Annotated in this window: 13 protein-coding genes; 7 read left to right on the top strand and 6 right to left on the bottom strand. The window is 70.1% G+C overall.

What is annotated here, in order from left to right; genetic code table 11:
- Positions 1-3: 3 nt before the first annotated feature.
- From SHK19_RS07975 to SHK19_RS07960, 4 genes are all read right to left on the bottom strand, one after another.
- Positions 4-954, bottom strand: coding sequence for an electron transfer flavoprotein subunit alpha/FixB family protein (locus tag SHK19_RS07975; protein WP_322938324.1), 951 nt, complete (start codon positions 952-954; stop codon positions 4-6).
- Between the two features lie 13 nt (positions 955-967).
- On the bottom strand, positions 968-1,738 hold the full coding sequence (locus SHK19_RS07970) for an electron transfer flavoprotein subunit beta/FixA family protein (protein ID WP_322458042.1): 771 nt from the start codon (positions 1,736-1,738) through the stop codon (positions 968-970).
- A gap of 189 nt (positions 1,739-1,927) precedes the next feature.
- The gene (locus tag SHK19_RS07965; protein WP_322458041.1) at positions 1,928-2,287 is read right to left on the bottom strand and encodes a hypothetical protein; all 360 of its coding nucleotides are present in this window, start codon (positions 2,285-2,287) and stop codon (positions 1,928-1,930) included.
- 5 nt (positions 2,288-2,292) lie between these two features.
- Positions 2,293-3,075, bottom strand: coding sequence for an enoyl-CoA hydratase/isomerase family protein (locus tag SHK19_RS07960; protein ID WP_322458040.1), 783 nt, complete (start codon positions 3,073-3,075; stop codon positions 2,293-2,295).
- Between the two features lie 130 nt (positions 3,076-3,205).
- On the opposite strand from SHK19_RS07960, the gene glgX reads away from it, so the two are divergent.
- On the top strand, positions 3,206-5,395 hold the full coding sequence (gene glgX, locus SHK19_RS07955) for a glycogen debranching protein GlgX (RefSeq protein ID WP_322458039.1): 2,190 nt from the start codon (positions 3,206-3,208) through the stop codon (positions 5,393-5,395).
- Positions 5,396-5,407: 12 nt separating this feature from the next.
- Here glgX and glgP read toward each other — a convergent pair whose 3' ends face one another.
- Positions 5,408-7,999 carry an alpha-glucan family phosphorylase gene (gene glgP, locus SHK19_RS07950; RefSeq protein WP_322458038.1) on the bottom strand — a complete coding sequence of 864 codons (2,592 nt, stop codon included), beginning with the start codon at positions 7,997-7,999 and terminating at the stop codon, positions 5,408-5,410.
- A gap of 433 nt (positions 8,000-8,432) precedes the next feature.
- On the opposite strand from glgP, the gene SHK19_RS07945 reads away from it, so the two are divergent.
- Positions 8,433-9,644: a molybdopterin molybdotransferase MoeA gene (locus SHK19_RS07945; protein ID WP_322458037.1), complete on the top strand. Its 1,212-nt coding sequence runs from the start codon at positions 8,433-8,435 to the stop codon at positions 9,642-9,644.
- Here SHK19_RS07945 and SHK19_RS07940 read toward each other — a convergent pair.
- Positions 9,634-10,215, bottom strand: coding sequence for a class I SAM-dependent methyltransferase (locus tag SHK19_RS07940; RefSeq protein WP_322458036.1), 582 nt, complete (start codon positions 10,213-10,215; stop codon positions 9,634-9,636). The genes SHK19_RS07945 and SHK19_RS07940 overlap by 11 nt on opposite strands.
- Positions 10,216-10,833: 618 nt before the next feature.
- On the opposite strand from SHK19_RS07940, the gene SHK19_RS07935 reads away from it, so the two are divergent.
- The 5 genes from SHK19_RS07935 to glgB all read left to right on the top strand — a co-directional run bounded on the left by SHK19_RS07935 (position 10,834) and on the right by glgB (position 19,271).
- Positions 10,834-11,844 carry a ScyD/ScyE family protein gene (locus tag SHK19_RS07935; RefSeq protein ID WP_322938323.1) on the top strand — a complete coding sequence of 337 codons (1,011 nt, stop codon included), beginning with the start codon at positions 10,834-10,836 and terminating at the stop codon, positions 11,842-11,844.
- 360 nt (positions 11,845-12,204) lie between these two features.
- Complete coding sequence (locus tag SHK19_RS07930) at positions 12,205-14,205, top strand: alpha-1,4-glucan--maltose-1-phosphate maltosyltransferase (protein ID WP_322458034.1); 2,001 nt, start codon at positions 12,205-12,207, stop codon at positions 14,203-14,205.
- Positions 14,202-15,902, top strand: coding sequence for a maltose alpha-D-glucosyltransferase (treS, locus tag SHK19_RS07925; protein WP_322938322.1), 1,701 nt, complete (start codon positions 14,202-14,204; stop codon positions 15,900-15,902). Before SHK19_RS07930 ends, treS begins: the two co-directional genes overlap by 4 nt.
- Before the next feature lie 4 nt (positions 15,903-15,906).
- A complete protein-coding gene (locus tag SHK19_RS07920) occupies positions 15,907-17,310 on the top strand; it encodes a maltokinase N-terminal cap-like domain-containing protein (RefSeq protein WP_322458032.1) in 1,404 nt (467 codons plus the stop codon).
- Positions 17,307-19,271: a 1,4-alpha-glucan branching protein GlgB gene (gene glgB / locus SHK19_RS07915; RefSeq protein ID WP_322938321.1), complete on the top strand. Its 1,965-nt coding sequence runs from the start codon at positions 17,307-17,309 to the stop codon at positions 19,269-19,271. The genes SHK19_RS07920 and glgB overlap by 4 nt, the downstream gene beginning before the upstream one ends.
- Positions 19,272-19,320 lie beyond the last annotated feature (49 nt).

Below are 19,320 nucleotides of genomic sequence, written 5' to 3'. Positions count from 1 at the left end.
TACCTACTTGCGCTTCTCGACGGCCTCGGCGGCGGCGGGCAGGACGGAGTGCAGGTCGCCCACGACACCGAAGTCGACCAGCTCGAAGATCGGGGCCTCTTCGTCCTTGTTGATGGCCACGATGGTCTTCGACGTCTGCATGCCGGCGCGGTGCTGGATCGCACCGGAGATGCCCGCGGCGACGTAGAGCTGCGGTGACACGACCTTTCCGGTCTGGCCGATCTGCAGGGCGTGCGGCTGCCAGCCCGAGTCGACCGCGGCGCGCGAGGCGCCGACGGCCGCGCCCAGGGCGTCCGCGAGGCCTTCGACCGGAGCGAAGTCGCCGCCGGTGCCACGGCCGCCGGAGACCACGATCGCGGCCTCGGAGAGCTCGGGACGACCGCTGGCCTGACGCGGGTTGGAGGCGACGATCCGGGCGGCCTTCGCCGCGTCGGAGATGGTCGCCGAGAACTGCTCGACGGTGCCGGCGCCGGCCGATTCCTCCGCAGAGGCGGAGTTCGGCTTGACGGTGATGATCGGCGTGCCCATGGTGACCTTCGCCTTGACGGTGTAGCTGCCCGCGAAGACGGACTGGGTGGTGTTGCCCTCGCCGTCGACGTCGACCGCGTCGGTGATCAGGCCGGAGCCCAGCTTGATCGCGAGCCGGCCCGCGATCTCCTTGCCCTCACCGGAGGATACGATCAGGATCGCGGCGGGCGAGGCCGCCTCGGCGACCTGCTGCAGCACCTCGGCCTTGGGGGCCACCAGGTAGCCCTTCACCTCGGCGTCGTCGACCGTGTAGATCTTCTCGGCGCCGTACTTGGCGAGGTCGGCCGCGGCGCTCTCGGCCTTGTCGGCCGCGCCGATGAAGACCGCGGACGGCTCGCCGAGACGCTTGGCGATGGCGAGGAGCTCGTAGGTCGGCTTGCGGACCGCACCGTCGACGTGGTCGACGAGAACCAGAACTTCAGACATGTCGTATCGCTCCTCAGATGAACTTCTTCGAGGCGAGGAACTCGACCAGCGCCGTGGCGCCCGATCCGTCCTCGTCCTTGACGATCTCGCCGGCGGTCCGCGGCGGGCGCTCGGTGGTCTCCTCGACCGCCGACCAGGCGACCGAGAGCCCGACCTCGCCGCTGTCGACGCCGAGGTCGCCGAGGCTGTAGGTCTCGAGCGGCTTCTTCTTCGCCGCCATGATGCCCTTGAACGAGGGGTAGCGCGCCTCACCCGACTGGTCGGTCACCGAGGCGACCAGCGGCATGGTGCCGATGACGACCTCGGTCGCCGTGTCGCCGTCGCGCTGGACGGCGAGCTGGCTCTCCTTGCGCTCGATGCGCGAGCCGAGGGTGACCTGGGGCAGGCCGAGCCGCTCGGCGAGCATCGCCGGGACGACGCTCATCGCTCCGTCGGTCGAGGCCATGCCGCAGAGCACGACGTCGACGGACCCAATCTTCTCGATGGCCTTGGCCAGCACCAGGGAGGTCGCGATCGCGTCAGAACCGGCGATCGCCTCGTCCTGGACGTGGACTCCCTGGTCGGCGCCCATCTGCAGCGCCTTGCGCACCGCGTCGGCCGCCTTCTCAGGGCCAACAGTCAGCGCGGTGACCGTCACCTCCTCGTCGGTGCCCTCCTTGAGCTGGAGAGCCTGCTCGACGGCGTACTCGTCGAGCTCCGACAGGAGACCGTCGACACCCACCCGGTCAACGGTGTTGTCCGACTCGAACCGCGGATCCGCGGTGGCGTCGGGGACGTGTTTCACACAGACGACAATGTTCATGGTTGTGGCCGGACCGGCCCCTTCCTGCACTCGTGCGACCCTCGAGGGTCGGCATTGGGTCCGTAATGGACAGCGCCCGCAGGTTACCGCCCGGTTCTACAGGGCAGGTAACTCGGTGTACGTGGACTACCTCACACGGTATCCGGGCTCACACTGGCTCCCGGGTGCGTCTTACGGGCGGATGAGCCGCTCGAGGAACCGCCCGAGGATGAGATAGACCACAGCACAGATCCCGTAGTTGAACAGCGCATTCTTGACGTCGCTGTTGGGTTCGGCGAACTCCTTCACCGGCTTGTCCAGGTCGAAGAAGGTGAGGTCGAAGGCGTTGGCCAGGTCGCGGATCAGCTGCACCAGCTCGTTCTCGTCGTTCGCGTCGAGCGCGAAGCTGAACGCGGCCGCAGCCAGGATCAGAGCGAGCGAGAGGCAGATGACCCAGACCGTACGCGCGACGATGCCGCGCACGCGCGCGATGGTCAGCGCCGTGTGGTTGACCGAGTCGTCGTGCGTCGGCTTGTCCGACTTGTCCGCCATCTTGCTCATCGTCCCTCGAATCTGGCCTTGCCGGGGCCGTTCTCGATGAAGGATCGCATGCCGGCCGCCCGATCCTCGGTCGCAAACACCGAGGCGAACTGCTGACGCTCGATCCCCAGACCGGTCTCGAGGTCGGTCTCGATGCCCCGGTCCACGCACTCCTTGATCGCGCGGAGCGCATAGGGGGCGGCGTTGCTGAACTTCGAGGCCCAGGCGACGGCGGCGCCGTAGACCTGCTCCGCGGGGAAGACCCGATCGACGAGACCGATCGACAACGCCTCCTCCGCCTTCACGAACCGGCCGGTGAACATGAGCTCCTTGGCCTTGGCCGGACCCACGAGGCGGGCGAGCCGCTGGGTCCCGCCGGCGCCGGGAATGATCCCGAGCAGCACCTCAGGCTGCCCGAGGACGGCGTCCTCGGCCGCGAACCTGATGTCGGCGGCCATGGCCAGCTCGCAGCCGCCACCCAGGGCATAGCCGTTGACCGCAGCCACGACCGGCTTCGGGATCCGGGCGATCGCGGTGACCGCTCCCTGCACCCGGTCGCCGCGGTCGACCATGTCGACGTACGACTTCTCGGCCATCTCCTTGACGTCGTTGCCGGCGGCGAAGACCTTCTCACCGCCCCAGACCACGACCGCCCGGACGTCGGAGCGCTCGGTCGCCTCCTCCGCGGCGGCCAGGAGCTCGTCCTGGACCTGGAAGCTGATGGCGTTCATCTTGGGCCGGTCCAGGCGGATCGTCCCGACGCCGTCGGCCACCTCAAGTCGCACGAACTCGGTCGCCATCAGGGGAGCTCCTCTGTGATCAGTGGGACGGGAGAGGTTACGTCAGCGCATTGTGCACTCTTCCGGGGTCCGGGTCACGCGATCACACCAGTTGGACCACGGTCACCCACTACCCGGCAGGATTGAGCCCATGACTCCCGGCCTCTGGCGCAGCCTCGGTGACCATGCTCCGACCTGGCCGGGACGCAACTGGCCACTCGGTGCGACCTGGACGCCCGAAGCCACCAACTTCGCGGTCTACGCACCGGACGCCACCGAGGTGTGGCTCTGCGTCTTCGACGACGACGACGACTCCGGCGGCGAGCGCCGGTTCCCCCTCACCGAGCACTCGCTCGGCATCTGGCACGGTGCGCTACCGGAGGTCGCGCCCGGGACCCGCTACGGCTACCGCGTCAACGGTCCGTGGGACCCCGCGAACGGGTGGCGCTTCAACCCGCAGCAGCTGCTGCTCGACCCCTACGGCCTCGCGGTGTCCGGGACGATCACGGCCGGGCCCGAGATCCTGCCGTACGACGTCGACGACCCCTCGCAGCCGAGCGCACTCGACTCCGCGCCCGCCACCGCCCGCAGCGTGGTCGTCGACCCCGGGTTCGACTGGGAGGGCGACGCCCCGATCGCGCAGCGGTGGCGGGACACCGTGATCTACGAGCTGCACGTCAAGGGCTTCACGAAGCTCCACGACCGGATCCCGGAGGAGCTCCGCGGGACCTACGCCGGGCTGGGGCACCCGGTCGTGACCGACTACCTCAAGGACCTCGGCGTCACCGCGGTCGAGCTGCTCCCCGTCCACCAGTTCTTCTCCGAGCCGGCCCTGCTCGAACGCGGCCTCACCAACTACTGGGGCTACAACAGCATCGGGTTCTTCGCCCCCCACGCCGACTACAGCTCCTCCGGCGACCGCGGTCAGCAGGTCAGCGAGTTCAAGCAGATGGTCAAGTCGCTGCACCGGGCGGGACTCGAAGTGATCCTCGACGTCGTCTACAACCACACCGCGGAAGCCTCCGCGCAGGGTGCGTCGCTGTCCTTCCGCGGGCTCGACGACCGTGGTTTCTACCGGCGGGTGCCGCCCGGGGCGGGCGCCGGAGCCGACGACGACGGGACGGTCGAGGACTTCGACGACACCTACTGGGACGTCACCGGCTGCGGGAACACTGTCAACACCGAGGACCCTCTCGCGCTCCGCCTGATCCTCGACTCCCTGCGCTACTGGGTGACCGAGATGCACGTCGACGGGTTCCGGTTCGACCTGATGTCCGCTCTCACCCGGACCGGGCCGGACATCGACATGGCATGCAAGCTGCTCACCGCGATGGGCCAGGACCCGGTGCTCCGCCACGTGAAGCTGATCGCCGAGCCGTGGGACGTCTCGATGGGCGGCTACCTCGTCGGACAGATGCCGCCGCCGTGGGTCGAGTGGAACGACCAGTACCGCGACACGATCCGTGACTTCTGGCGCAACCACACCAACGGCATGCACGGGGTGGCCACCCGGCTCGCCGGCTCCTCCGACCTCTACGCCGACGACGGGCGGTCGGCGTACAACTCGGTCAACTTCGTGACCGCGCACGACGGGTTCACCGTGCGGGACCTGGTCTCCTACGACCACAAGCACAACGAAGCCAACGGCGAGGGAAACCGCGACGGCACCGACGGCAACCGGTCGTGGAACCACGGGGTCGAGGGGGAGACCGACGACCCGGCCATCGTCGCGCTGCGCCGGCGGCAGGCTGCGAACCTGATGGCGACCCTCTGCCTCTCCAACGGCGTCCCGATGCTGACGGCCGGCGACGAGCGGGGCCGCACGCAGCGCGGCAACAACAACGCCTACTGCCAGGACAGCGAGATCTCGTGGATCGACTGGCGACCCGACGACGCCTGGCTCGACGTCTACGACCTCACCAAGACCGCCCTCCGGCTCCGGCGCGACCACCAGACACTGCGGCAGCGGCACTGGTTCGAGGGTCGCCCGACGATCGTGGGCGGCCCGAAGGACGTCGCCTGGCTGCACCCGACCGGCCGCGAGATCACGGACGCCGACTGGCACGACGCCGGTCTGCGCACGATCGGCATGTTCGTGTCCGGCAAGCCGCTGCGCGAGCCGGGACCGCGGGGCGAGCAGCTGATCGACGCGTCGTTCCTCATGTGGTTCCACGCCGGCCCGGACCCCTGCGCGGTCTTCCTGCCCGACAACGACTGGGTGCGACGCGGACAGGTCGTGCTCTCGACCGATCCCGGCCTGGCGATCGGCACCCCGGTCGAGACCGGCCAGGAGCTGCTGATCGGCCCGCGCTGCGTCGTCGTGTTCCAGGAGACGGACTGACTCAGGACCAGCTCAGGCGACGGTGACGACCCCGAGCTCGGCGGGTGCGACCAGCAGCGGATGGGCCGGCACGACCCGCACCGTGTAGCCGAACGGCCCGCTGCGCGCGAGGCCGACCTCGGCGTCGTACCGGTGCCGGCCGCCGTCGTAGGACTCCGTCGGCTGCAGCACGGTGATCGCCGGGTCGACCAGCACGTCCTCGGAGTCGACGCGGCCCGACACCAGCTGCACCTCGACGTCGGAGGGGCTGAGGTCGCCGAGGGCGACGTAGGACCGCACCGTCATCGGCGCGCCCACCAGCGGCGCGTCGCCGAGGTCGTGCGCCTCGACGTGCTCGACCCGAACACCGGTCCACGAAGCCCGGACCCGGGCCTTCCACTGGGCGAGCGCGCGGGCGCCGGCGTAGTCGCTGTTGAGGGCGCGGGCGTTGCCGGCCGCGGGCGCATAGAGCTGCCGCACGTAGTCGCTGACCATCCGGGTGGCCAGCACCTTGGGGCCGAGCGACTTGAAGGTGTGGCGGAGCATCTCCACCCAGCGGACCGGGACGCCGTCGTGGTCGAGGTCGTAGAACCGCGGCGCGACCTCGTGCTCGATCAGGTCGTAGAGCGCCGCGGCCTCGAGGTCGTCGCGACGGTCGGCGTCGTCGAGGCCGTCGGCGGACGGGATCGCCCAGCCGTTCTCGCCGTCGAACCACTCGTCCCACCAGCCGTCGAGGATGGACAGGTTGAGTCCGCCGTTCAGGGCCGCCTTCATGCCCGACGTCCCACACGCCTCGTAGGGCCGCAGCGGGTTGTTGAGCCACACGTCGCAGCCGGGGTAGAGCGGCTGCGCCATCGCGATGTCGTAGTTGGGCAGGAACACGATCCGGTGCCGGACGTCCTCGGCGTCGGCGAACCGCACCAGCTCCTGGATCAGCTTCTTGCCGCCGTCGTCGGCCGGGTGCGACTTGCCGGCGATGACCAGCTGGACGGGCCGCTCCGGGTGGAGCAGCAGCGATCGCAGGCGCTCGGGGTCGCGCAGCATCAGCGTGAGCCGCTTGTACGACGGCACCCGTCGCGCGAAGCCGATGGTCAGCACGTCGGGGTCGAGCGCCGAGTCGATCCAGCCGAGCTCGGCACGGGCCGCGCCGCGCTCCTCCCACGACCGGCACAGGCGCTGCCGGGCGTCCTCGACCAGTCGGCTGCGCAGTGCGCGCTTGGTGCTCCACAGCTCACCGGCCGGCACCTTGTCGACCGCTGCCCAGAAGCCCTCGGTGTCGTCGCTCTCGGCGTCGGCGCCGTGCGCGGTCGCGAGGGCGATCACCTCGCGGGCGACCCAGGTCGGCGCGTGCACGCCGTTGGTGATCGAGGTGATCGGCACCTCGGCCTCGTCGAACGCCGGCCACAGGCCGCTGAACATCCCACGGCTGACCCGTCCGTGGAGGAGGGAGACGCCGTTGGCGCGCTGCGCCAACCGGAAACCCATGACGGCCATGTTGAAGACGGTCGCGTCACCACCCTCGAAGTCCTCGGCGCCGAGCGCCCGGACCCGCTCCACCGGCACGCCGGGGGTCGGCCCGGCATCGCCGAAGTACTGCTCGACCAGCGTCTCCGGGAACCGATCGATGCCCGCCGGGACCGGCGTGTGGGTCGTGAAGACCGTCGATGCCCGACCGACCTCGATCGCGGTGTCGAGGTCCAGGCGCGGGCCCGACTCCCCCACCGTGAGCTCGCGGATCCGTTCGATCCCGAGGAAGCCGGCGTGCCCCTCGTTGGTGTGGAACACCTCCGGCTCGGGCGCACCGGTGATCCGGCAGTAGGCGCGGATGGCGCGCACGCCGCCGACCCCGAGCAGGATCTCCTGGCGCAGCCGGTGCTCGCTGTTCCCGCCGTACAGCCGGTCGGTGATGTCGACGTAGTGCTCGGGATTGCCCTCGACGTCGGTGTCGAGCATCAGCATCGGCACCCGTCCGACGCTGGCGACCCAGATCCGGGCGACGAGGTCGGGGCCGCCGGGGAGCGACAGCGAGATGGTGGCGCGGCTGCCGTCGGCCTCGTGGAGCAGCGAGATCGGGAGGCCGTCAGGGTCGAGGACCGGGTAGGTCTCCTGCTGCCACCCCTCGCGGGAGAGCGACTGCTTGAAGTAGCCGTGGCGGTAGAGCAGACCGACCCCGATGATCGGCACACCGAGGTCGCTGGCGGCCTTGAGGTGGTCGCCGGCGAGGATGCCGAGACCACCGGAGTACTGCGGGAGCACGGCCGTGATCCCGAACTCCGGCGAGAAGTAGGCGATCTGGCGGGGCCAGGCCACGTCCTCGCGTCCACCGGAGACCCGCTGGTACCAGCGCGGCTGGGTGAGGTAGGCCTCGAGGTCGGCGCGGACCTCACCGAGCCGCCGCACGAAACCCTCGTCGGCCGCCAGTTGCTCCCACCGCTGCGCCGGGACCTCGCCCAGCAGCTGCACGGGATCGTGGCCACTGGACTCCCACAGCTCGGGGTCGACCGCGGCGAAGACATCCTGGGTCTCGGGGTGCCAGGACCATCTCAGGTTGGCCGCCAGCTCGCCCAGGGCGGCCAGGGTCGGCGGGAGAAGGGGACGGACGGTGAAACGACGAATTGCACGCACGGATCCGACGTTAGCCGAGGTCTACTTGAACGATCCAATGAACGCGGCGCCTGGTTCCCGCGACAGTCTGTTCTCCCATCCCGTAACCCGCGCACCCGATTATCCGTTGTGGCATCTAGGTGACGAGCGAGGCGGAGTCATGGGGGCTGCCTCGCTCGTCCACCCAATTGGCCGAGCGCGTCTCCGGCATCGCCGCCGAGATGTGGCAAGCCGTAGTCGGCTCACGGTCCGCGACCGGCGGCGACGCCTCCCGACGCGCTGCCGGCCGCGCAGTTGACGCGGTCTTCGGCTACGGCTGCTTGGCGGCTCACCGAAGCAGCCCGGCGCGCGCGTCTCCGGCATCGCCGCCGAGATGTGGCAAGCCGTAGTCGGCTCACGGTCCGCGACCGGCGGCGACTGCGGCCTGTCGGTCGCGGCTCTAGGGTGACTCTCGATGTCCACCTCTGCCCTTCGCTCCGTCAGTGACCACCAGCGGCGCGTCGCCGACCTGATCGGGATGCTCGAACCCGCCGCGGTACCGCTCGCCGAGGCGCGCGGACTGGTGCTGGCCGACGACGTCGTCGCCGGCGAGGCACTGCCGTCCTTCGACAACTCGGCGATGGACGGCTACGCGGTCCGGGCGGAGGACATCGCGAGCGCAGCTGCCGACGCCCCTGTGCGACTGCCGGTCGCGGCCGACATCCCCGCCGGCGCTCCGGTCGGCGACCTCGAGCCGGGGACGGCGCACCGGATCATGACCGGTGCACCGCTCCCCCGCGGCGCGGACGCCGTGGTCGAGGTAGAGGCGACCGACGGCGGCACCGATGTCGTCGCCGTCACCGCCGCCCGCGACGCCGGTTCGTTCGTCCGGACCGCCGGCGGCGACGTGATGTCCGGCACCACCGTGCTCGAAGCCGGCACTGTCATCGGGCCGGCGCAGGTGGGGCTGCTCGCCGCGCTCGGCGTGCGGGACGTCGTCGTACGCCCGCGTCCGCGGGTCCTCGTCTGCTCGACCGGGTCCGAGCTCACCGACGACCCGACACCGGGCGCCGGCCAGATCCGCGACTCCAACAGCCACATGCTCGCCGCGGCGGTCGACGACGCCGGTGCCGTCGCGATCCGCCGGCTGTGGGTCGCCGACGACGTGCCGACGTTCCTTCGCACCCTCGATGCCGAGCTCGGCACCGGGGTCGACCTCCTGCTGACGTCCGGCGGCGTCAGCGCCGGCGCCTACGAGGTCGTGAAGGACGCCCTCGGCCCCCGCGGCGTGGAGTTCACCAAGGTCGCCATGCAGCCGGGGATGCCCCAGGGCTCGGGGACGTACGGCGGCGCGGCCGTCGTGTGCCTCCCCGGCAACCCGGTGAGCGCACTGGTGTCCTTCGAGGTCTTCGTCCGGCCTGCCCTGCGCGCGTCGTACGGGCACCCTCGGCCGCACCGCCCCGTCGTGCGCGCCTCGCTCACCGAGGCGATCACGTCGACACCCGGCAAGAGGCAGCTCCGTCGCGGCCGCCTCGACCCGGCCGCGGGGACGGTCGAGCCGTGGGGTCCGCCGGGTTCGGGGTTCCTGGGCTGGTTCGCCGGCGCCGACTGCCTCATCGACATCCCTGCCGACGTCACCGACCTCGCGACGGGCGAGATCGTGGACGTCTGGGACCTCACTCGCTGACGGGACGTCCGACCAGCAGGTAGCGCTCGTCGTCGATCTCCTTGCCCCAGTACACGCTCTGCGGCAGCGGCCGCACCGCCACGTCCGCTCGCCGGGTCCGGACGATCGCCTCGGCATCGCGGGCCGCCAGCCCGGCGCCCGTCCCCCACCGACCCTCGACCAGCACGACGATCCCCTCGGGCTCGAGCAGGTCGACCCATCGGCCCAGCGCAGCCGCGGGATCGGGCATCGCCCAGAGCGCGTGCCGGCTCAGCACCACGTCGTACGCAGCGCGCTCGAGCGGCGGCGCGGCGGCGTCGCCCACGACGAACGCCGCTCCCGGGACCTTGAGCCGCGCCCGGCTGATCATCTCCGGAGAAAAGTCGAGCCCGTCGACGACGTACCCCTCGTCGACAAGGAGGCGCGTCAGCGTCCCGGTGCCACAGCCGAGGTCAGCGACGCGAGCGGGAGTCGGCGGAAGCACGTCGAGCAGCAAGTTCCGCCACGCCGCTCGGATGACAGGGTCAGCCAGTCCATGGTCGGGCTCGTCGTCGAACGACGCCGCCTCGCGATCCCACAGCTCCCGAGTCACGGCGCCAACCTAGGCGACCATCGGAGCGCGTGGTCGCGCTGGTGGATTGGTGAGGCGGCCTTGGTCGTCGATGGGTGGTGGGATCCAGTGGGGCGGCTCCCAGCGGACCAAGAAGGTCCGGGGCTTGGCCTAGGGCGGTTCACAACGGGCAGGTGCCCGCCGTGCTTGGCCTTCGGGTGATCTGTTGGCCGTCTTGCCGAACAATCGGCTCCTCGACCTTGGCCCGTTACGGGCTCCTCGTTCTGGGCCTCGGCTCAGTCCTCGGCGGCACCTCCATCGTCCCCCTGCGCGACGACTGCGGGCAACGGCCTGTATGTACCGGGCTTCACCCGCCTTGCGTCGGCGGCCTCACGGGTCGACGAAGATTGGCTCCATCGGGGATGGCCCTCCGCTTCCGCTCGTGCGACTCTTGAATCGTCGCGCCTGCGCTCGGGCTCGAGCGGCATCCGCTCGCAACCACTTGGTGGCCCCATGAGCAATAGCGTCGTCCGTCGCCTTCTCCAACTGGGGTTGGCCCTCACGCTGTGCTGCACGGTGCCCGCCGCGGCCGGACAGCCCCTCGTCGGCGTGCCGGGCGCGTCAGCGGGCGGAGGGAACTACCCGTCGGAGGGTCCCGAGGTGATCGCGTCGGGTCTGGACAACCCGCGTGGCCTGGTCTTCGACCGCAAAGGGGCGCTATACGTCGCCGAGGCTGGGTCCGGGGGCGACGGGCCGTGCCTTCCCGGAGCGATTCTTGAGTCCTGCTTCGGCCACTCTGGCGCGATCACCAGGATCACGAAATGGGGCCAGCGCCGCGTCGTTACTGGCCTGAGTTCGTTCGGACCCTACGATGGAGCTGCTGCGATTGGCCCGTCCGATGTGGCCTTTGGCCAAAAGAGGATGTTCGTCACCGTGGGCCTCGACGAGGACTTGGAGGACATCCAGGCGCTCCCCGAACTGGCCGACATGGGCGAGCTTCTCGGGGTGAAGCGGAACCCGCATGGCGTGCGGATCGTGACGGTCGCCGACCTGGCGGAGTTCGAGGACGCGTTCAACCCCACCGGGGACGAGGAGAACGTCAATCCAAACTCCGTCATCCTCGACAAGGGGGGCGTCATCGTCTCGGACGCCGGCGCGAACGACCTGCTGCTGGTCAGGACGAGCGGGAAGATCAGGGTTCTCGCCACGTTCCCGAACCGCGATGTCGAGGCTCCGCCCGGGTTGGGCTTCCCGCCGGGCTATATGCTGTCGATGGACGCGGTCCCGACGTCCGTCCAGCGCGGACCCGACGGCTCATTGTACGTCGGGCAGCTGACCGGCTTCCCGTTCCCGCCGGGCGCCGCGAACGTCTACCGCGTCGACAGGTCGGGTGAAGTGTCGGTCCACGCGACCGGGTTCACCAACATCATGGACATCGCCTTCGACAAGCGGGGACGGCTGTACGTCCTGGAGATCTTCAAGAACGGCGCGCTCTCGGGCGACCCGACCGGCGCGCTGGTCCGCGTCAACGGCGACGGCAGCCAGACCGAGATCATGTCCGACGGACTGATCACCCCCGGCGGCCTGACGATCCGCGGCCACCACGCATATGTCAGCAACTGCGGCACGTGCGCCAGCACCGGGGAGGTGCTGCGGATCCCGCTAGGCTGACCGGTTGGTGGAACCCAGGCACGTCCGCACAATCGTCCGTCGTTCGGGGCGCCCCCGCGTTCTGGCACAGGCGGTTGCCATTGCCTCACGGGCTGCGGCGGTTGGTGCGGGCACATCGGCCTTACCGGCGGATTGCGACCCGGGAAGGGCACCATCGCGCTCGCGATGGGGGGATGGGGTCCCGGGGAGGGATGGACGACCCCCGGGTGAGTGGTCCGTTGTGCGGATACGGCCGTGGCGTGGACCCCGCTACCCCGGACGGGGTCGCCATCGGGGCACCTGGGCTCGTGGCCTATGTCCACCGCCCAACTGTTGCCGCCCCGGCTCGCACCGTCACCAGGGAAATGGTTGGGTGGAGACATGGTCGGACGCATCCCTGTGATCGACGTGATGCCCCTGGTCGACAACGGCCGACTGCCGGCGAAAGCCACGGTCGGCGAACCGTTCCCGGTGTCGGCGACAGTGTTCAGAGAGGGCCACGACCTCCTCGGCGCGGAGGTGGTGCTCATCGACCCCGAGGGCGTCAGACGGCCGCCGGTCCGCCTGCATCCGCAGCCGGCCGTCGACCGGCACAGCGTCGACCGCTACCGCGCGTGGGTGACTCCGGACCGCCCCGGCGCGTGGGCGTTCGAGATCCATGCCTGGTCGGACCCGATCGCGACCTGGCAGCACGACGCCGGCATCAAGATCCGCGCCGGGGTCGACGTCGAGCTCATGTTCCTGGAGGGCCGACTGCTGTTCGAGCGGGTCCTCGCCGGGTTCGGGAAGAAGCGGGGCGAAGCCTCGCGCATCCTGCGGGGCGCGATCGAGGCCGCGCAGGACACCACACGTCCCGTCGAGGCCAGGCTCGCGCAGCTGGAGGCGCCGGAGCTGACCGCCGTGCTCCTGACGCACCCGCTGCGCGAGCTGGTCACGGTCGACGGTCCGTACCCCGCTTACGCCGACCGTCCCCGCGCCCTCTTCAGCAGCTGGTACGAGTTCTTCCCCCGCTCGGAGGGCGCCTACCGCGACTCCAAGACCGGCGCCGTCGTCAGCGGCACCTTCGCGACCGCCGCGAAGCGGCTCGAAGGCGTCGCCGCGATGGGCTTCGACGTCGTCTACCTGCCGCCGATCCACCCCATCGGCGAGGTCAACCGCAAGGGCCCCAACAACACCCTGACTCCCGGCCCCGACGACACCGGGTCGCCGTGGGCCATCGGCAGCCGCCTCGGCGGGCACGACGCCGTCCACCCCGACCTGGGCACCCTCGCCGACTTCGACGCGTTCGTCGCGCGCGCGGCGTCCCTGGGGCTCGAGGTCGCGCTCGACCTGGCGCTGCAGTGCGCACCCGACCACCCGTGGGTGACCGCCCATCCCGAGTGGTTCACCACCCGCGCCGACGGCTCCATCGCGTTCGCCGAGAACCCCCCGAAGAAGTACCAGGACATCTACCCGCTCAACTTCGACAACGACCCCGAGGGGCTCGCCCACGAGGTGCTCCGCGTCGTCCGGCACTGGATGGCGCACGGCGTCCGGATCTTCCGCGTCGACAACCCCCACACCAAGCCGGTGGCGTTCTGGCAGTGGCTGCTCGCCGAGATCCGCACGACCGACCCCGACGTGCTGTTCCTGTCCGAGGCGTTCACCAAGCCGCCGATGCTCCAGACCCTCGGCGCCATCGGCTTCCACCAGAGCTACACCTACTTCACCTGGCGGACCGCCAAGGGCGAGGTCGAGGACTACCTGCGCGAGGTGGCGACCGAGTCGGACCACCGGATCCGGCCGAACTTCTTCGTCAACACCCCCGACATCCTCCACGAGTTCCTCCAGTACGGTGGACCCCCCGCGTTCAAGATCCGGGCCGTGCTCGCGGCGATGGGCTCCCCGAGCTGGGGCGTCTACAGCGGCTACGAGCTATTCGAGAACGTCGCCGTCCGACCGGGCAGCGAGGAGTACCTCGACTCGGAGAAGTACCAGATCCGCCTCCGCGACTGGGAGGCCGCGGAGGCGGAGGGGCGCTCGCTGGCGCCGTACCTCACCAAGCTCAACGAACTGCGCAGCTCCCACCCCGCCCTCCAGCTGCTCCGCAACCTCGTGGTCCATCCCACCGACGACGACGGCATCGTCTGCTTCAGCAAGACGGCAGCGACCGCCGACGGCGGCACCGACCGGGTGATCGTCGTGATCAACCTCGACCCCCACGCGACCCGGGACACCACGGTGCACCTCGACCTCATTGCACTCGGCCTCGAGCCGGACGCCACCTTCTCCGTCCGCGACGAGCTCACCGGCGACGACTGGCACTGGGGCGCCGACAACTTCGTGCGCCTCGATCCGCACCAGGAGCCGGCGCACGTGCTGACGGTCAGGGTGGTCCCGTGACCCAGGTGCTCAACAACGAGCCCGAGTGGTTCCGCACCGCCGTGTTCTACGAGGTCCTGGTCCGTTCGTTCCGCGACGCCAACGCCGACGGCACCGGCGACTTCCGTGGCCTCGCCGAGAAGCTCGACTACCTCGAGTGGCTCGGCGTCGACTGCCTGTGGGTGCCGCCGTTCTTCACCTCGCCGCTGCGCGACGGCGGTTACGACGTTGCCGACTACAACGACATCCTCCCCGAGGCCGGCACCGTCGAGGACTTCCACCACTTCCTCGACGAGGCCCACAAGCGCGGCATCCGCGTGATCATCGACTTCGTCATGAACCACACGAGCGACCAGCACCCGTGGTTTCAGGCCTCTCGCACCGACCCGGACGGTCCGTACGGCGACTTCTACGTGTGGTCCGACACCGACGAGCTCTACGAAGAGGCGCGGATCATCTTCGTGGACACCGAACCCTCGAACTGGACCTGGGACCCGGTGCGCGGCCAGTACTACTGGCACCGCTTCTTCCACCACCAGCCCGACCTCAACTTCGACAACCCCAAGGTCCTCGAGGCGATGCTGGACGCGATGGACTTCTGGCTCGCGATGGGCCTCGACGGCTTCCGCCTGGACGCCGTGCCCTACCTCTTCGAGCGGCCCGGCACCAACGGCGAGAACCTCCCGGAGACCCACGAGGCGCTCAGGGCGGTCCGCCGGTTCGTCGACACCAAGTACCCCGGCACGGTGCTGTTGTGCGAGGCCAACCAGTGGCCGGACGACGTCGTGGAGTACTTCGGCGACCCGGAGGTCGGCGGCGACGAGTGCCACATGGCCTTCCACTTCCCCGTGATGCCCCGCATCTTCATGGCCGTACGACGGGAGTCGCGCTACCCGGTCTCCGAGATCATGGCCGCGACGCCGGCGATCCCCGACGGGTGCCAGTGGGGCATCTTCCTGCGCAACCACGACGAGCTGACCCTCGAGATGGTCACCGACGAGGACCGCGACTACATGTGGGGCGAGTACGCCACGGATCCACGGATGAAGGCCAACATCGGCATCCGCCGCCGGCTCGCCACCCTTCTCGACAACGACACCAACCAGATCGAGCTGTTCACCGCGCTGCTGCTCTCCCTGCCGGGGTCGCCCGTCCTCTACTACGGCGACGAGATCGGCATGGGCGACAACATCTGGCTCGGCGACCGCGACGGCGTGCGCACCCCGATGCAGTGGACGCCCGACCGCAACGCGGGGTTCTCCTCGGCCACCCCGGGCAAGTTGCACCTGCCCGTTATCCAGGACCCGGTCTACGGGTACCAGAGCGTCAATGTCGAAGCACAGCTCGAGAACGCGTCGTCCCTCCTGCACTGGACCCGGCGGATGATCCACGCCCGCCGCAAGCACCCTGCGTTCGGCCTCGGCACCTTCACGGACCTGGGCGGATCCAACCCGACGGTGCTGTCGTACGTCCGGGAGCACGTCGACGAGGCGGGCGGTGAGGGCGACGTCATCATGTGCGTCAACAACCTGTCCCGCTTCCCGCAGCCGGTCGAGCTCGACCTGCGACGCTACGAGGGACGGGTGCCGGTCGAGCTGATCGGTGGCGTCCCCTTCCCCGCGATCGGGGAGCTTCCCTACCTGCTGACGCTCAGCGGGCACGGCTTCTACTGGTTCCGACTGACCAACCCCCAAACCGACGAGCGGCCGGTGATCTGACGGCATGAGTACTCGGGCTGAGTCCCTCCACGCCTACATCCGCGACCGGCGGTGGTTCGGCGGGAAGGGCAGGGAGTTCACCGTCACCGACGTACGACGCCTCGGTGCGGTCCCCGGACACGCCACCTCGCCGATCGTGGTCGACCTGGTCGAGCTCACCTTCGACGACGGCTCGGGGCAGGCAGAGACAGAGCTCTACCAGCTGCCGATGGTGCTGGTCACCGACCCCGACACCCGCCTCGACCACGCGTTCGTCGGATGGTGGGAGGACCCCGACCACGGATGGGTCCACGCCTACGACGCCATCCACGACCGGAGCAGCATGACCCTGTTCCTCAAGGCGTTCGCGTCGCCGCCGGCCGACGACGCGGGGATCACCTTCGTCCGAGTGCCCGGGCACGAGATCGATCTGGACGCGATCCCGGCACCGTTCAGCGGTGAGCAGTCCAACTCGTCGGTGCTGTTCGGCGACGACTCGGTGCTCAAGGTCTTCCGCAAGATCACCCGCGGCGAGAACCCCGACATCACCACCCACCGGGCGCTCACCGAGGTCGGCTCCACGCACATCGCCGCTCTCTATGGGTGGATCGAGGCCAGGTCCGACGACGGATCCCCGCTCCACCTGGCGATGCTCCAGGAGTTCCTCCGCACCGCCAGCGACGGTTGGGAGATCGCGCTCGCCAGCGTCCGCGACCTGTTCTCCGAGGGCGACCTCCATGCCGACGAGGTGGGCGGGGACTTCGCCGCGGAGGCCGCCCGGCTCGGCACCGCGCTCGCCGAGGTGCACGAGCAGCTCCGCGACGCGTTCGGGGTCGAGACCGTGAAGGCCGCCTCCGTCGCCGACCAGATGAACGAACGCCTCGACCAGGCGGTCGAGGTCGTACCCGAGCTGGGCGAGCACGCCGACCGGCTCCGCGGCGCCTACACGGCTCTCGCCGACCTCGGCGACTTCCCGGTCCAGCGGATCCACGGCGACCTCCACCTCGGCCAGACGCTGCGGACCATCAAGGGGTGGAAGCTCGTCGACTTCGAGGGCGAGCCGGCGAAGCCGTTGGCCGAACGGATGCTCCCCGACAGTCCGTGGCGGGACGTGGCCGGGATGCTGCGGTCGTTCGACTACGCCCCCCACGCGATGGCCCGCTCGATGCCCGAGGACGATCCGGCGGTGGTGGCCCAGCGCGACCACCGTGCCGAGGAGTGGGCGGCCCGCAACAAGGCCGCCCTGCTGGCGGCGTACGCCGGCGACCCCGAGGTCCTCGCCGGTCCGGCGCTCACGCACGACGAGGGCGTCCAGGTGGCGGCCTACGTCGCCGACAAGACGGTCTACGAATGTGTCTACGAGGCCCGCAACCGGCCCTCGTGGCTGCAGATTCCGCTCGCAGCGGCGGCGAGGGTGGGTACGCCGTGACCGGCCGGGAGCCCGAGGAGCAGGGCGGCCTGGGCGAGCTCGACCTGCACCTGATCGGCGAGGGCCGGCACGAGCAGCTGTGGCAGGCACTGGGGGCGCACGTGCGCGAGCTGCCCGACCCGGCCACGGGCAAGCCGGTCAAGGGCACGTCGTTCGCGGTGTGGGCGCCGAACGCACGCTCGGTGAGCGTGGTCGGCGACTTCAACGGCTGGGACGGCAACGCCCACCCCATGCAGCCCGCGCCGTCCGGCGGCATCTGGACCGCGTTCGTCCCCGGCGTCGGCGGCGGCGCCTACTACCAGTACCTGGTGCACGGCGCGGACGACGTCTGGCGCCAGAAGGCAGACCCGATGGCGTTCGCGGCGGAGGCACCGCCGGCCACCGGCTCGAGGGTCTTCGAGTCGACCCACGTCTGGAAGGACGACGCCTGGCTCGCGGAGCGCAGCCAGAAGGTCGCGGTCAACGAGCCGATGTCCGTCTACGAGATGCACCTCGGCTCGTGGAAGCGCCATCCCGACGGCAGGTTCTGGAGCTACGACGAACTCGCGGACCCGGTCGACGGGCTGCCGGCGTACCTCGCCGACCTCGGCTTCACGCACGTCGAGATGATGCCCGTGATGCAGCACCCGTTCGGCGGGTCCTGGGGATACCACGTCACGTCGTACTTCGCCCCGGACGCGCGGTTCGGCGATCCCGACGGGTTCCGTCGGCTCGTCGACGCCCTCCACCAGGCGGGCGTCGGCGTGATCCTCGACTGGGTCCCCGGCCACTTCGCGACCGACGACTGGGCGCTGGTGCGCTTCGACGGCACGCCGCTCTACGAGCACCCCGACCCGCGGCGCGGCTGGCACCCCGAGTGGGGCTCGCACATCTTCGACTTCGGCCGGCGCGAGGTCCGCAACTTCCTGTTCGCCAACGCCCTCTACTGGCTCGAGGAGTTCCACGCCGACGGGCTTCGGGTCGACGGGGTCGCCTCGATGCTCTACCTCGACTACGCCCGCAATCCCGGCGAGTGGGTGCCCAACAAGTACGGCGGCCACGAGAACCTCGAGGCGGTGCAGTTCCTCCAGGAGCTCAACGCCACCGTCTACAAGCGGGTGCCGGGCATCGTGACGGTCGCCGAGGAGTCCACCTCGTGGCCGGGCGTGACCGGAGCGACGTCGGGCGGCGGCCTCGGGTTCGGCTTCAAGTGGAACATGGGCTGGATGCACGACTCGCTGGGCTACCTCCAGCGGGACCCGATCCATCGCGCCTACCACCATGGCGAGCTGACCTTCGCCCTCGTCTATGCCTACAGCGAGAACTACGTGCTGCCACTGAGCCACGACGAGGTCGTGCACGGCAAGGGGTCGCTGCCGCGGAAGATGCCCGGTGACGAGTGGCAGCAGCTGGCCAACCTCCGGGCCTACCTCGCCTACATGTGGGCGCATCCCGGGAAACCGCTGGTGTTCATGGGCACGGAGTTCGCCCAGGTCTCGGAGTGGGCCGAGTCGCGCGAGCTGGACTGGTGGCAGCTGTCCGAGCCCCGCTTCCTCGGCATGCAGAACATGGTCCGCGACCTCAACCGGCGGTACGTCGAGACGCCGGCGCTGTGGCGCAAGGACCACGAGCCCGACGGATTCGCCTGGATCGACGCCAACGACGCCGGGCACAACGTGTTCTCGTTCATCCGGCGGGCTTCCGACGACCCCGCGGAGCCCGACCTGGCGTGCGTCACGAACTTCGCCAACAACGTGCACTCCCACTACCGGCTCGGGCTCCCCCAGGCCGGCGAGTGGGCCGAGGTCCTCAACACCGACGCCGAGCTCTACGGAGGCTCGGGGGTGGGCAACCTCGGCGTGGTCACCGCGGAGGTGGCGCCCGACCTCGAGTCGCGCGCGCCCGGCGGCAGCCCGGCGTACGCCGTGCTCACGCTGCCGCCGCTAGCGACGATCTGGCTGCGCGCGCCCGCCGCTGGTTGAGGTGCGATCGGAGCAAGTCCCGGGACCCGGGCTGGCTAGGGTGGATCCC

Origin of the sequence: Nocardioides bizhenqiangii, assembly GCF_034661235.1 — a bacterium.
Taxonomy (GTDB): domain Bacteria; phylum Actinomycetota; class Actinomycetes; order Propionibacteriales; family Nocardioidaceae; genus Nocardioides; species Nocardioides bizhenqiangii.
Note: the sequence above shows the minus strand (reverse complement) of the source record. Positions and strands in the feature narration are given on the sequence as shown.